Genomic DNA, 13,650 nt, shown 5'->3' on the forward strand with positions numbered 1-13,650 from the left:
GATATCGGTTATAAAAAGAAAAAGCGTCTAGCTAAATCAGGAAAAGACATACCTTCTAATGTAAAGCAGTTTACCATAGGGTGTAACGGCCGTTACTCCATATTGTAACGGTCGTTACACCATAGTGTAAAGCCTTTTACCTCGTAGTGTAAATGAAGTTACCGTTTGGGGTAACCGGAGTTATCATGTGAGGTGACCGGAGCCGTCATGTGAAGTCGTACTCTTCTACATAAGCGTCGAAGTACTCCGCCCGTTGGAGTCCTAAGTTACGGGCAATTGCAATGACTTGTTGCTGCTCGGTTGGTGAGAGCAAAGTTTCCCCTTTCCGCTTCTGATAATATCTTCGGATACCCCATAAGCCGATGAGCCGGTAGCGGAACGTGCCGGACTGGCCGACAGAGATGGCTTCTGCCGTATGGATAAAGCCTTTGGCATAGCGCACTTTCTTATTCGAGCAATAATATTTGCATTTTCCCGCTGTGGACTCTATTGCTTTCGGATTCAGTACATATAGGAAGATGTTGTTTGAGGGTGCATACGTATATGCAATCCGGCGCAGGCAGGTGTCAGTATAAGGGCATGTGTCAGTAGCGCATAAGCCGAAGTTATGGGGAACTTTGGAATAATCGAAAGTTTCTTCTTTCATCATTTTTTTGTTTAAAGTTCCGCAAAGGTACAATTAGTTTGGAGATTGATGGGTGCTTCACCTGATATTTGTTTTATCCCGAAAATATTATGTATTTTACGTAACGTGAAATGCGTAACGTAAAACATGGAATCATTCCGCCTTCCGGTTTCCGCATTTCGTCCTCCCCATTCCGCACCCCGTCCGTAAATGCTTCCCGCTTACTTGCCGCAGGACTATATTTGCAGAAAACATTTGCATATTCCCATGAGGACAAACTCTGTGATTCTATTGGTGTTGTGGCTTGCGGCGTGGCCGTTCTGCTGCCGGGGGCAAGGCTATATCAGTTACGACTATCTGCCCGAAAGTTCGTTGAAGGATGACCTCGGCAACGAGTATGGTTCGGGCAGCCTGATGATGGTATCGGGAAGGTATAACCTGCCGCTTTCCGTCAGGCATGACGACAAGGGCAGGCTGGTGGCGTGGTCGGCAACCGTCAATGCTGCCTATGGCGTATTCCATAATAAGGGGCAGGCGCGGGAGTTGAATCCGGACAATCTGCTGAATGCCAGTCTGAATATCTCCCACATCCGTCCCCTGTCCGACAAGTGGAGTATCATAGCCTCTGTGGGCGGCGGTGTCTATGCCCCGTTGGACGGGGTTTCCATGAAGACCCTACTGGCTAATGGAGCAATCATCTTTGTCTATAAACTGCGGAAGAACCTCGACTTGGGCATCGGTGCGGGGTTGACGAACTCTTATGGTATCCCGATGATACTGCCCATGATGTACTTCAGTTGGAGGAATGCCGGCAGGTATGAACTGAAAGTGGATATGTCCAGCGGCATGAAAGTGTCCGTCGCCACCTGGCTGAACAAGAAGCTGAAGCTGGAACTGACCGCCCTCGATATGGACGGCATGTCTGCCGTGATGGAAGTCGACGGGAAATCGAAAATCTATTCTACCGTCATGCTGAGGTCATACATCAGTCCTTCGTACCAGTTGAGTAGGAAGACGGCTGTTTATCTGGGAGTGGGCGGTAACTGGATACGCGGAATAAGTATGTCGGACCGTAGTTTGAAAGGTTTTCTCAATAACTTCAAGAACGATGAGGACGAGCCTTGCTTCAGACCGACTCTGCGCCTGACGGTGGGATTCAGGTATACGCTGAAATGACAAATGCCATTTTAGTAAAGACAAGAGGTAAAATAGTATCTTTGTCGCAATAACAGACACGTTTTATGGTAAAGTATTTATTAGTAGAAGATGAGCGCTTCGCCTACGAAGAGCTGAAGCGTATGATGCAACGGCTGCGCCCTTCCTGGCAGTTGGCGGGCTGGGCAGAGAGCGTGGAGCAGGCTGTACTGCTCTTGCGTCAGGGCAGCCTGGACTTGATGATTGTAGATATCCGCTTGTCCGACGGGTTGAGCTTTGAGATATTCGAGCAGTGTCCCGTCGATTTGCCCGTTATCTTCACCACCGCCTACGACGAATATGCCATCAAGGCTTTCAAGGTAAACAGCATCGACTATCTGCTGAAACCCATTGAAGAAAGCGACCTAGAAGCAGCCTTGTGCAAGTTCGAGCGCAACAGTGCCCTCCGTACTGCGGCTCCCGAATATCGGCAACTGGAACTCGGCTACTTGGCAGCCAACAAGAAGAACCGTTTTCTGGTGCAGGTGGGCGATACCTTCCGCTACGTAGAAACTCCGGATGTCGCTTTCTTTTATAGTGAGGACAAGCTGACTTATCTGCACCTCTTCTTCGGGAAACGGTATATCATCAGCTACTCGCTGGACCAGTTGGAGGGAATGCTGGATAGGGATGTTTTCTTTAGGGTTTCAAGGAGCTGCATATCCAACATTAGGTCCATCCGGAAGAGTTCCAGGTACTTCGGCAGTCGCTTGAAGCTTTACTTCGAGCCGGAGTGCCCGCACGAGGTATTGGTGAGCCGCAGTCGCGTGGCCGATTTCTTGAAATGGGTGGACGGAGTGGTATGAGTTATAAGTTATGAGGCATAAGAGATACATATTCCTTTTTATACTGACGGTTTCCGTCTCGTTGCTTGTCATAGGGTGCGTTTATAACGTCATCAGCGGTAAGCCGTGGTATGCGAATATCATGGTGCAGTTCTTTCTGAATCTTCCTTTGTGCATAGGGCTGGGGTTCATCGACTTTGGGGTTATCAACTTGATATATAAAAGACTGAAACAGCGCAACAATGCGGTGAGGATTCTGGTGGATATTGTGTTGACCACTGCACTGGTTGTTCTGTTGACGTACATCTTGAACTTCCTGCTGATGGGCGGGCATGGAAATTTCTGGCATATCTTGAGAAGCTCCCTGCCGGTAGTGCCGTGGAACTGGATTATCGTTCTGCAGATAGAGATATTCTTCTATAGCCTGCAACGTTCGGAGATGGAGAAGCAGATGGCTGTCATCGAGAAGGAGAAGGCGCTGTATCAGTTCGAGGTGCTGAAAAACCAGATTAATCCCCATTTCTTATTCAATAGTCTGAATGTCCTTGCCTCCCTTGCTTATCAGGATACCGAAAAGACGAACCGGTTTGCCAAGAAGCTGTCTACGGTGTACCGTTATCTGCTCACTACGCATGGCAGAGCTACGGTGACCGTGCAGGAAGAACTGTCGTTCGTAGAGTCGTATTTATACCTGGAGCATATCCGCTTTGGCGATGCGCTGCATGTGGAGATAGAAGATGATTTGCGGAATCATCATTGTCTCGTCATTCCTGCCAGCATACAGATGCTTGTGGAGAATGCCTTGAAGCATAATATCAGTACAAAGAAGTCGCCGCTGATAGTCCATATATCCATAGGAAACGAAGGGATTACGGTACGCAACAATCTTCAGTTGCGCAACTATGTGGCCAGTAATAGAGCGGGATTGAAGAACCTGCAACGGCAGTATGCCCTATACGGCACGCTGGTGGAGATTCTTAAGGACGAAAAGGAGTTTGTGGTGAAACTTCCCTTTGTGGGCGAAGACGTGAACCGTCTCAGCACAATATAGTCCTCTTCCCGAAGAAGAATCTGGAAACGTGCATCTTGTCCATAGCCCACGCCATACCCATGCAGCCGCTAAGAGTGAAGGCGGTGGCAGTGACAAGGAACAGCATCCCCGTAGGGTCGAAGGCGAACACGGACAGGAACGCCTTGGACAGAATGGTGAAAATGGGTGAGAAAAGGAGTATGACCAGCGTATTGCGCCCTATAAAGAAGGAAAGCCGTTTGGCTTGTACCGGCAGATAGCCGTAGGCTGCCAACAGCAGGCTGATGGAAAGCCAGGTGATGGCGACTCCTGCCAGAGTACCCCTATCCAGATTGGCGGGAAAACAGCATAGTATTACGAATGGAACAATGGCGAAGGTTGTGGCGCGAAAGACTTGTGTAAAACGAAGCCCGCTTTGGCTCACTGTCATGCCGATAAGGAAATAGAGGGCATTGGAGAAGTTCATCAATCCTCCCCAATAGGAAAGGGCAAACAGGCAGACACCGGCCACAACCAGCCGGGAGACAACCGACAGCCGTACATAGCGGAATGTGATATAATAGATGAGGCTGCACAGAATCAGTGTATGCAGATACCAGTAAGGCCCCATCGGATGGAGGAATATCTTGTCGAGCAATATAGCAGGAGTAATGGCATCTACACTTTCGCGTACGGGCAGGAAATGCGACATCACCGTATAGGCCGCCTCCATGCAGGCATACGGAATGAAAATCCATAGAAACTTGCGGAGAAAGCTCCGGGCATCCTTCCGATTATTGGCCAGATAGCCCGAAATAATCAGGAAAGCGGACATGTGGAACGTATAGACGATTTGTTTCGCATACGGATACTTGTCGCCTATGTATACAAGGTGGAAGATAATCATCAGGGTGATGAAGATGCATTTCAGATAATCTATCTCTTTGACACGGCTTTCCATATAGGGTAGTTTTCTGCGTATTGTTATTGATGGCACAAATATATATACTTCCGTAAACTTATTTATATTTTGCAAAGGGATTAAGCTTATTTTCTCTTTTACCGATTGCTTTTATGCATGGAAAATGTATATTTGTGCATGAATCATTAACTTAATGTAAAACAGACTATGATAACAAGCCAATTACTTCACCCGGCCAGTATTGTGGTAGTGGGGGCATCCAACAATGTACACAAACCCGGAGGGGCTATCCTGAAAAATCTGCTTAGCGGCGGATATACCGGTGAGCTTCGTGCCGTGAATCCGAAAGAGACTGAAGTGCAGGGTGTTGCTGCCTTTGCGGATGTGAAGGACATTCCCGATACGGACCTAGCCATCCTTGCCATACCTGCCGCGCTTTGTCCCGATGCGGTGGAGATGCTTGCTGCGGAGAAGCAGGTGAAGGCGTTCATTATCCTTTCTGCCGGTTTTGGTGAGGAGACCCATGAGGGTGCTGTGCTGGAAGATCGCATACTGGAAACGGTGAACCGGTATGGAGCCTCTCTGATAGGCCCCAACTGTATCGGTTTTATGAACTCGTGGCATCACAGTGTATTCAGCCAGCCCATCCCGCAACTGCATCCGCAAGGGGTGGACCTGATTTCCAGCTCCGGTGCCACAGCGGTGTTCATATTGGAGAGCGCCGTGACCAAGGGATTGCAATTCAACTCTGTATGGTCTGTGGGCAATGCCAAGCAAATCGGCGTGGAGGATGTGTTGCAATACATGGACGAACACTTCAATCCGGAAGCGGATTCCAGAATAAAACTTCTTTATATAGAGAGTATCGGTGACCCTGACCGTCTGCTGTTTCATGCATCCTCGCTCATCAAGAAGGGCTGCAAGATTGCGGCCATCAAGGCGGGCAGTAGCGAAAGCGGCAGCCGGGCGGCGAGTTCGCATACGGGGGCCATTGCCAGTAGCGATTCGGCGGTAGAGGCCTTGTTCCGTAAGGCGGGTATTGTGCGTTGCTATTCGCGCGAGGAGCTGACGACCGTAGGTTGTATCTTCACACTGCCGGAACTGAAAGGGAAAAACTTCGCCATCATTACTCATGCCGGCGGTCCGGGAGTGATGCTGACCGATGCATTGAGTAAGGGTGGACTGAATGTTCCGAAACTGGAAGGACCGGTGGCGGAGGAACTTAAGGGTAAGCTTTTCCCCGGTGCGGCTGTGGGGAATCCCATTGATATTCTGGCTACGGGTACGCCGGAACATCTGCGCCTCTGTCTGGAGTATTGTGAGGAGAAGTTTGACAATATTGATGCTGTAATGGCTATTTTCGGCACTCCGGGGCTGGTGACCATGTTTGAAATGTATGATGTGCTGCACGAGAAGATGCTGCATTGCAAGAAGCCGATTTTTCCGATTCTTCCTTCCATCAATACGGCGGGAGCCGAGGTTGCCGCTTTCCTGGCAAAGGGCCATGTGAACTTTGCCGATGAGGTGACTCTCGGCACGGCACTTTCGCGGATAATGAATGCCCCGCGGCCTGCCAATAATGAAATCGAGCTCTTTGGAGTGGATGTTCCCCGTATCCGCCGGATTATAGATTCCATTCCTGCGGACGGTTATATCGCCCCGCACTATGTGCAGGCATTGCTCCGCTCTGCAGGTATTCCTATTGTGGAGGAGTTTGTTTCGGACAACAAGGAAGAAGTGCTTGCCTTTGCGCGTCGCACGGGGTTCCCGGTGGTGGCAAAGGTGGTGGGGCCGGTGCATAAGTCGGATGTGGGCGGTGTTGTGCTCAATATCAAGAGTGAACAGCATTTGGCATTGGAATTCGACCGTATGATGCAGATTCCCGAAGCTAGTGCTATCATGGTGCAGCCGATGTTGAAAGGGACGGAATTGTTTATCGGTGCCAAATATGAAGAGAAGTTCGGACATGTGGTACTCTGCGGCCTGGGCGGTATTTTTGTGGAGGTGCTGAAGGATATATCTTCCGGTCTTGCACCGTTGTCCTACGAGGAGGCTTACTCCATGATTCACTCGTTGCGTGCCTATAAGATTATCAAAGGTACGCGTGGGCAGAAGGGAGTGAATGAAGATAAATTTGCCGAAATTATTGTACGGCTTTCCACCTTGCTGCGCTTTGCAACGGAAATCAAGGAGATGGATATCAATCCATTGTTGGCGACTGAAAAGCAGGTGATAGCGGTGGATGCGCGCATTCGGATAGAAAAGAAGTAGGAAATATTGCAGCTCTAAATCCCCCTTATCTAGCGAGATAGAGGGGGATAGGACGAATCTTTCATTCATTGGGACGCATTTTTTATCGTTCGTTGGCAAAATGGCCTATATTTGAGGTCTAAATAATAGAGCGATGAAGAACACGAATCTGAAGAAAATGCTGATAGCTTTTATATGCCTGATATGTTTTTTCACTTGTTATGCACAAACAATCGGGGAGCACTATTATCTTAATAGTCTTACTATCCGGGACGGACTATCTCAAAATACAGTATACGATATTCTACAAGATAAAGCCGGCTTTATGTGGTTTGGAACCAAAGACGGTCTAAACCGCTATGACGGTTCGTCATTTAAGATATTCAAATATGATAGGACAGATGAGTATAGTCTTGGGAACAACTATATACTTGCTCTATATGAAGATGTGGAAGGCAATATTTGGGTGGGTACGGATATGGGATTGTATATATATTATCCGGAAAGAGATGTTTTTGAGCCTTTCAAACAGTTAAGTGATGAAGGTACTACCATAGATAATGCTGCAGCCATGATTGTTGGAGACAAAAATGGAGATGTGTGGATTACGGTAGAACGCCAGGGTATATTCCATTATAATTTGCAGACAAAGGCATTGAGGAACCATACACTTAAGGAGTTCCCTTTTTTGACTTCGAATGTACATTGTGTTGTTTTTGATAACAGTGAAACGATTTGGATTTATGGAAACGGATTGTTCTATTCAAAAGACGGACTCAAGACGATTCATCCTTTTGTCTCTTCCGATGGTAAGAAGGTCTTTGAAGGTGATCCGCTCATGAAGGTACTGCCGGGGGCTTATAACTGCTTTTACATAGCTTCTGTCGGTGGAGGTATAAAGGAAATGAATCTTAGTTCGGGAAAAGTCCGCGATTTGCTGTTGACAGATGAGACGGGGGAACGGATATGGTGCCGTGAGTTGATGTCTTTTTCTGACGATGAATTATGGATAGGATGTGAGTCTGGGATCTATATTTATAATCTTCGAACAGATAAATATGTGCATTTGAAAAGTTCTATGTATGATCCGTATTCACTGTCGGATAATGCAGTTTATTCTTTGTGTAAGGATTGCGAAGGTGGCGTTTGGATAGGCTCTTATTTTGGAGGTATCAATTACTATCCGCATTCATATACTTGTTTTGAAAGATATTATCCGAAGGGAGTGAATGATGGCTTACATGGGAAACGGATACGTGAGTTCTGCCAGGATAGTCAGGGAAAGTTATGGATTGGAACAGAAGATGGTGGATTGAATAGGTTTGATCCGGTGACGAAGGAATTCAAGTTCTTTACTCCGAGTCTTGGTTTTACAAATGTGCATGGGTTGTGTTCGGTAGAGAATGAGCTTTGGGTAGGAACTTTTTCCAAAGGACTGAAGGTAATTGATACCCGTACGGAAACTATTGTAAGGTCATATCAATATGACGGCGGCCCACATTCCTTGAATGACAATAATGTTTTTGCTATTTGCAGGACTGCTGCAGGGGACATTTATATTGGGACAGGATGTGGCTTGATGCGTTATAACAGACAAACGGACAGTTTTGATATAATTCCGGAATTAGTAGGAATATTTGTGTATGACATTAAGGAAGATACCAGTGGAAACTTGTGGTTGGCTACATATGTTTGTGGGGTTTTTCGTTATGATGTCAGTAAGAAAGAATGGAAGAATTATGTACACAATGAAAAAGATGAAAAGAGCCTTTCCAACAATAAGGTTCTGAGTGTTTTTGAAGATTCACGCCGGAATGTCTGGCTAACTACCCAGGGACGAGGAATTTGTCTGTTTCATCCGGAAACAGACAATTTTACGCGCTATGATACCGGTAATGGATTGCCGAATGATGTGGTTTACCAAATTGCAGAAGATGAAGACGGGGTATTCTGGTTAACGACGAATAATGGTTTAGCCCGTTTTGATTTAACTTCAGGAGCAGTAAAAGTATATACGATGGCAAATGGGTTGCCGAGTGACCAATTCAACTATCGTTCCAGTTTTAAAGATAAGGACGGTACTATCTATTTTGGTAGTATTGACGGTTTTGTCGCCTTCAATCCAAAGACATTCTCGGAAAATAAATATGTTCCTTCTGCCGTCATTACCGATTTTCTCCTTTTCAATAAAGAGATGCGGGCTGGTGCTGAGAATTCGCCGTTACAGGAAAATATTACTTTCTCGGATAAGTTGTTACTCTGTGCGGAGCAAAATTCTTTTTCTTTCCGGCTTGCTGCTTTGGGGTATCAGGCTCCGAAGATGAATAAACTGATGTATAAGTTGGATGGTTTTGATAGTGAGTGGTTGACTGTAGGGGAGAGTCCGTTGGTGACTTATTCTAACCTGCATTATGGAGATTATACGTTTCGGGTAAAGGCAGGCAATAGTGATGGAATATGGAATGAAGAAGAGACGACTTTACATATCCGTATTCTGCCGCCTTTCTACCTTTCTGTTTGGGCATATGTCGTTTATGCATTACTGTTCTTGATTTTCTTTGCCTATCTTTATCTCTATCTGAAGCAGCGGAATAACAGAAAACAACAAAGGCAGATGGAAAAGTTCGAGCAGGAGAAAGAACGTGAAATCTATAATGCAAAATTCGATTTCTTTACGAATGTGGCACATGAGATACGTACTCCTTTAACTTTGATTAAAGGACCCTTGGAAAATATCATTCTAAAAAAAGATGTTGATGCGGAAACTCGTGAGGATCTGAATATCATGGAACAGAATACGGAACGCTTACTGAATCTGACGAATCAGTTATTGGATTTTCGCAAGACTGAAAGTCAAGGATTCAGTTTGAATTTCACTAGATGCAATATAACGGAAGTAGTACAGAAGACACATTTGAGATTTACTTCTCTTGCCAAACAGAAAGGACTGGATCTCACTTTGAAAATACCTGAACGGGCTTGCTACGCGCATGTCAATAAAGAAGCTTTTACCAAGATACTCAGTAATCTGTTGAGCAATGCCATGAAGTATGCAGAGAGCTATGTGCAGATTTTCTTGGAAACGGATATGGCTGTGGAGAATGGAATATTCCATATTCGGACGGTGAATGATGGGCCTATCGTACCGGATACAATGAAGGAGGAAATATTCAAACCATTTGTCCGTTTTAATGGGGAGGAAAATGGAAAGGTGGTTTCCGGCACAGGTATTGGACTGGCGCTTTCCCGTTCTTTGGCTGAACTGCATCGGGGAAGTTTACGAATGGTGGAGGGAGAAGACGCAAATATATTTTGCCTTACTCTACCACTCACCCAAGATAATGCTATTACGATGGAATCTGGGGATGTCAGTAATATGGAACCTTCTGCCGAACTCCAGGCGAAGTGGGAGGAGCTTAAAGAAAATAATGAAAACAGATATACTGTATTGGTAGTTGAAGATAATCCGGAAATGCTTTCTTTCGTAAGTAGGCAGTTGTCGCATGAGTATATCGTTCTGACAGCTGTCAATGGAGAAGAGGCTTTGCGTATATTGGATGAAAATTTTGTGAACTTGATTGTAAGTGATGTCGTGATGCCACTAATGGATGGCTTTGAGTTATGCAAGACTGTAAAATCCAAATTGGATTATAGTCATATCCCCATCATCCTATTGACAGCTAAAACTAATATACAGTCTAAAGTAGAGGGGTTGGAGCTAGGAGCTGATGCATATATTGAGAAGCCTTTCTCACCGGAATATCTTTTGGCTGCGATTGCCAGCTTGATTAAGAATAGAGAAACGCTACGTCAAACTTTTGCCAAGTCTCCCTTTGTGGCTGCCAATACAATGGCGTTGACAAAGGCTGATGAGGAATTCATTAAAAGGCTGAATGAAATAATTCTTTCTAATCTTCATAGTCCGGAGTTCAGTATGGAGGATATGGCTGAAATGCTGAATATGAGCCGTTCTAATTTCTATCGGAAAATAAAGGGAGTACTTGATTTGACTCCTAATGAATATTTGCGTATAGAACGCCTGAAGCGTGCAGCCCAATTGTTGAAGGATGGTGAAAATCGGGTCAATGAAATTTGCTATATGGTAGGGTTCAATTCTCCTTCTTATTTTTCCAAATGTTTCTTAAAACAATTTGGGGTATTACCTAAAGATTTTGTGGACTGAAGTGGAAGGTCTCAGGGTAAAGTATGTATTTTCAATAAAAAATAAATATCAAAAATCGGAATATTATGAAATGTATGGTTAACAAACTATTTATCGGTGCACTGTTCCTTTTGGGCGCCTTGGTTTGCAGTTGTCAAAACACAACGGAAAATACGGTAGAGAGCAGTGTAGAGGGAAAAGACACACTAGGATTTAAGTATATTGATATTGTTCATATCACACATACTGATTATGGCTATACTGACCATGCATTGATTGCTGTTGATTTGCATAAACGTTTTATTGATGTGGCATTGGATTTGGCATTGAAGACCAAAGATGAAATTCCGGAGAATCGGTTTGCATGGACAGTAGAAGCGTTAGATCCATTTTACTCATGGTGGAATTCAGCTTCTGAGGACAGACGGGAATCAATGCTAGACATGATTGAAAACAAACAGATTGGAATCAATGCTATGCCTTTTCATATACACCCTTATGCCAATAAGGAACAATGGGATGAGATGTTTGACTGGATTCCTAAAGATATGTGGTCTCAATTGGATATTGAAGTGGGTATGCAACATGATGTGAATGGTTTCCCACGTGCAGCAGCAACAAGGTTACTTGACCGTGACATACATTATATTTGGACTGGCATTAATCCGCATTGGGGTGGTTCTCCGGTAGAGCAACCTGGTGCTTTTTGGTGGAAAATGCCTGATGATAGAAAACTTTTGGTTTGGTCAGGATATCCTTATTGGCAAGGTTATCTTTTCTTTGCGGAAAAGGAGTGGCGTTTACAACAGCGGGAATATGCCAATACGCAAACATCATGGCCGCGCAATGGTAATATTCTACAGACTGATGATGTATCTATGCATGGAGCATATGATGTGTGTGTGAAACGCTTGAAGGATTTGAGAGAAAAAGGGTACGATTACCCCTTCCTTACATTGACTTTTACCAATGAGTGGAGATGTGATAATGATGGTCCTATGCCACAGTTGCTTGCTTTTATCAAAAAATGGAATGAGATGGGTTTCAAGCCTATGTTGCGTATGAAAACAGCAGGTGAGGCGATGAGGAATATAGAAAAGGAGATTGGAAATCAATTGAGAACTTTCGAAGGTGAGTGGCAAGATTGGTGGGCTTTTGGTGGTGCAGCTATGCCACGCGAGATGGAAGTGGCACGTCGTGCTGTTTACCATACAAAAGCGATCAGTTCGCCAGTATGGGGAGAACTGAATAGTGGAGCTAAAGATGAATTGAAAGAGATTAACCGTTTGTTATGCCGTTATTTTGAACATACATATGGTTCTAATGAGACTTCAGAGGCACCTTATAGTTTATATACGCAAGGACAGCTGAATGAAAAGAATGGTTTTGCTTATCGTCCGTGGGAGCGGGGAAAATATTTACTGGCACAACTGGCACGTAATAAGTTCGCGCAGGCAGATGCTGGTTTGTATGTTGTTAATGCGGCAAATGCATCTTATACAGGATGGGTTAAACTGGATGTTACCGGTTTTAGGGAGGTAGACTATAAATCTGTACGAAACTTGGAGAATGGAAAGTCATATCCTTTGTTTAAAGAGGGAGATTATGTTTGGCGCTGGGTAGTTGATGAGAATCTTAATACTAGTCGTGAGGCGATTCCCGGAGGAACTGAGGCATGGTTTTGGGTATCTGATATGCCGGCTAATTCGTTTACTCGTTTTGCACTTGATACCTCGGAGGTAGAGATTATTGATAAGAAAATAGATTTGCCGGAGTTATCTTTTGATAAGAACGGTTGGGTGACATCTGCACGCTGGAAAGGTATGGATGAACCGTTGTTTACGGAAGGGCTTGCCGACTTCATGGTAGTACACTTCAATGATATGGACAGATGGTCTCAAGGTGATATCTATATGCATATGGATGAAGCACAACGTATAGAGAAGTTCAATGAGATTACTAGAATGGAGTGGGCAAAACCGAAAAGTAAGGCTAAAGTGAGAGAAACACCTTATTCATGGATTGTTTCGCAGGATATGGAACATCCAAGGGTGAAGAATATGAACCGTCAGGTTGAGATTTTCAAAGAGGTTCCGAGAGCGAAGGTTAATATTTTCTTTGACAGAATTTCATCAATAGCACCAGAAGTATTCTATGCTAAGTTTCCTTTTCCTCAGGATTGTAGACAACCGGTTGCTACCAATGGAGGAATTCCTTATGAGCTGTACAAAGAACAAATACCTAACTCATGCAAGGACTTTTTTGTTATAGACAGCTGGGTGAAATATGAAGCGGAGGATGGTGCACGGATCTGGTCGTCAGGAGACGTTCCAATTGTCAGTTTTGGAGGACATCATATGGGGATGCGATTGCAGGATGCTCCTAAAAAAGAAAATGAACTTTATGGTATGCTTTACAATAACTTATGGGTAGTTAACTTCTGTGTAGATTCTCCCGGTGAAATGAATTTTGAGTTTGATTTGACATACCGTGAAGGGAAACAGTCTGTTGAGCAGCTCACTGATATGGCTGATTCGTATTATATTCCGATGTCTATTGTGAATACTCCAGAGGCACCGGAAGATCCGGTAGTCCATAAATATTTGAATACACCCCAACGTTTGACGTCGGGATACTGACTAAGACTATGTATGGACTGTAAGGGAGCTTATGTATTGGTATAGAAAATATCTGGTATAATTT

General features: G+C 44.8%; 8 protein-coding genes. 6 read left to right on the forward strand and 2 right to left on the reverse strand.

Annotated elements, in window-relative coordinates; all coding sequences use genetic code 11:
* Positions 1 to 205 precede the first annotated feature (205 nt).
* Positions 206 to 646: a DUF6078 family protein gene (locus tag DW039_RS07295; RefSeq protein WP_005834355.1), complete on the reverse strand. Its 441-nt coding sequence runs from the start codon at positions 644 to 646 to the stop codon at positions 206 to 208.
* Between the two features lie 246 nt (positions 647 to 892).
* Here DW039_RS07295 and DW039_RS07305 point away from each other — a divergent pair, with 246 nt between their 5' ends.
* From DW039_RS07305 to DW039_RS07315, 3 genes are all read left to right on the forward strand, one after another.
* Complete coding sequence (locus tag DW039_RS07305) at positions 893 to 1,801, forward strand: DUF6268 family outer membrane beta-barrel protein (RefSeq protein ID WP_061412155.1); 909 nt, start codon at positions 893 to 895, stop codon at positions 1,799 to 1,801.
* Between the two features lie 65 nt (positions 1,802 to 1,866).
* Positions 1,867 to 2,625, forward strand: coding sequence for a LytTR family DNA-binding domain-containing protein (locus tag DW039_RS07310; protein WP_117703809.1), 759 nt, complete (start codon positions 1,867 to 1,869; stop codon positions 2,623 to 2,625).
* A 10-nt stretch (positions 2,626 to 2,635) separates the two neighbouring features.
* On the forward strand, positions 2,636 to 3,655 hold the full coding sequence (locus DW039_RS07315; RefSeq protein ID WP_117703810.1) for a sensor histidine kinase: 1,020 nt from the start codon (positions 2,636 to 2,638) through the stop codon (positions 3,653 to 3,655).
* Here the strand turns inward: DW039_RS07315 and DW039_RS07320 are convergent.
* Positions 3,642 to 4,574 (reverse strand): acyltransferase, encoded by a 933-nt coding sequence (locus tag DW039_RS07320; RefSeq protein WP_117703811.1) that lies wholly within the window; start codon positions 4,572 to 4,574, stop codon positions 3,642 to 3,644. The two genes, DW039_RS07315 and DW039_RS07320, sit on opposite strands and share 14 nt — an antisense overlap.
* Before the next feature lie 168 nt (positions 4,575 to 4,742).
* Here DW039_RS07320 and DW039_RS07325 point away from each other — a divergent pair, with 168 nt between their 5' ends.
* From DW039_RS07325 to DW039_RS07335, 3 genes are all read left to right on the forward strand, one after another.
* Positions 4,743 to 6,806 (forward strand): acetate--CoA ligase family protein, encoded by a 2,064-nt coding sequence (locus tag DW039_RS07325; RefSeq protein ID WP_008662517.1) that lies wholly within the window; start codon positions 4,743 to 4,745, stop codon positions 6,804 to 6,806.
* Between the two features lie 148 nt (positions 6,807 to 6,954).
* Positions 6,955 to 10,968, forward strand: a complete 4,014-nt coding sequence (locus DW039_RS07330; protein WP_181986318.1) for a hybrid sensor histidine kinase/response regulator transcription factor — start codon at positions 6,955 to 6,957, stop codon at positions 10,966 to 10,968.
* A 65-nt stretch (positions 10,969 to 11,033) separates the two neighbouring features.
* A complete protein-coding gene (locus tag DW039_RS07335) occupies positions 11,034 to 13,586 on the forward strand; it encodes a hypothetical protein (protein ID WP_117878795.1) in 2,553 nt (850 codons plus the stop codon).
* Positions 13,587 to 13,650: the final 64 nt, after the last annotated feature.

The organism is Bacteroides sp. AF39-16AC, assembly GCF_003602735.1.
In the GTDB taxonomy this organism is placed as follows: domain Bacteria; phylum Bacteroidota; class Bacteroidia; order Bacteroidales; family Bacteroidaceae; genus Bacteroides; species Bacteroides uniformis.

Coding starts and splice junctions, on each gene's coding strand:
- DW039_RS07295 (WP_005834355.1), bottom strand. CDS start 646: ATGAAAGAAGAAACTTTCGATTATTCCAAAGTTCCCCATAACTTCGGC.
- DW039_RS07305 (WP_061412155.1), top strand. CDS start 893: ATGAGGACAAACTCTGTGATTCTATTGGTGTTGTGGCTTGCGGCGTGG.
- DW039_RS07310 (WP_117703809.1), top strand. CDS start 1,867: ATGGTAAAGTATTTATTAGTAGAAGATGAGCGCTTCGCCTACGAAGAG.
- DW039_RS07315 (WP_117703810.1), top strand. CDS start 2,636: ATGAGGCATAAGAGATACATATTCCTTTTTATACTGACGGTTTCCGTC.
- DW039_RS07320 (WP_117703811.1), bottom strand. CDS start 4,574: ATGGAAAGCCGTGTCAAAGAGATAGATTATCTGAAATGCATCTTCATC.
- DW039_RS07325 (WP_008662517.1), top strand. CDS start 4,743: ATGATAACAAGCCAATTACTTCACCCGGCCAGTATTGTGGTAGTGGGG.
- DW039_RS07335 (WP_117878795.1), top strand. CDS start 11,034: ATGAAATGTATGGTTAACAAACTATTTATCGGTGCACTGTTCCTTTTG.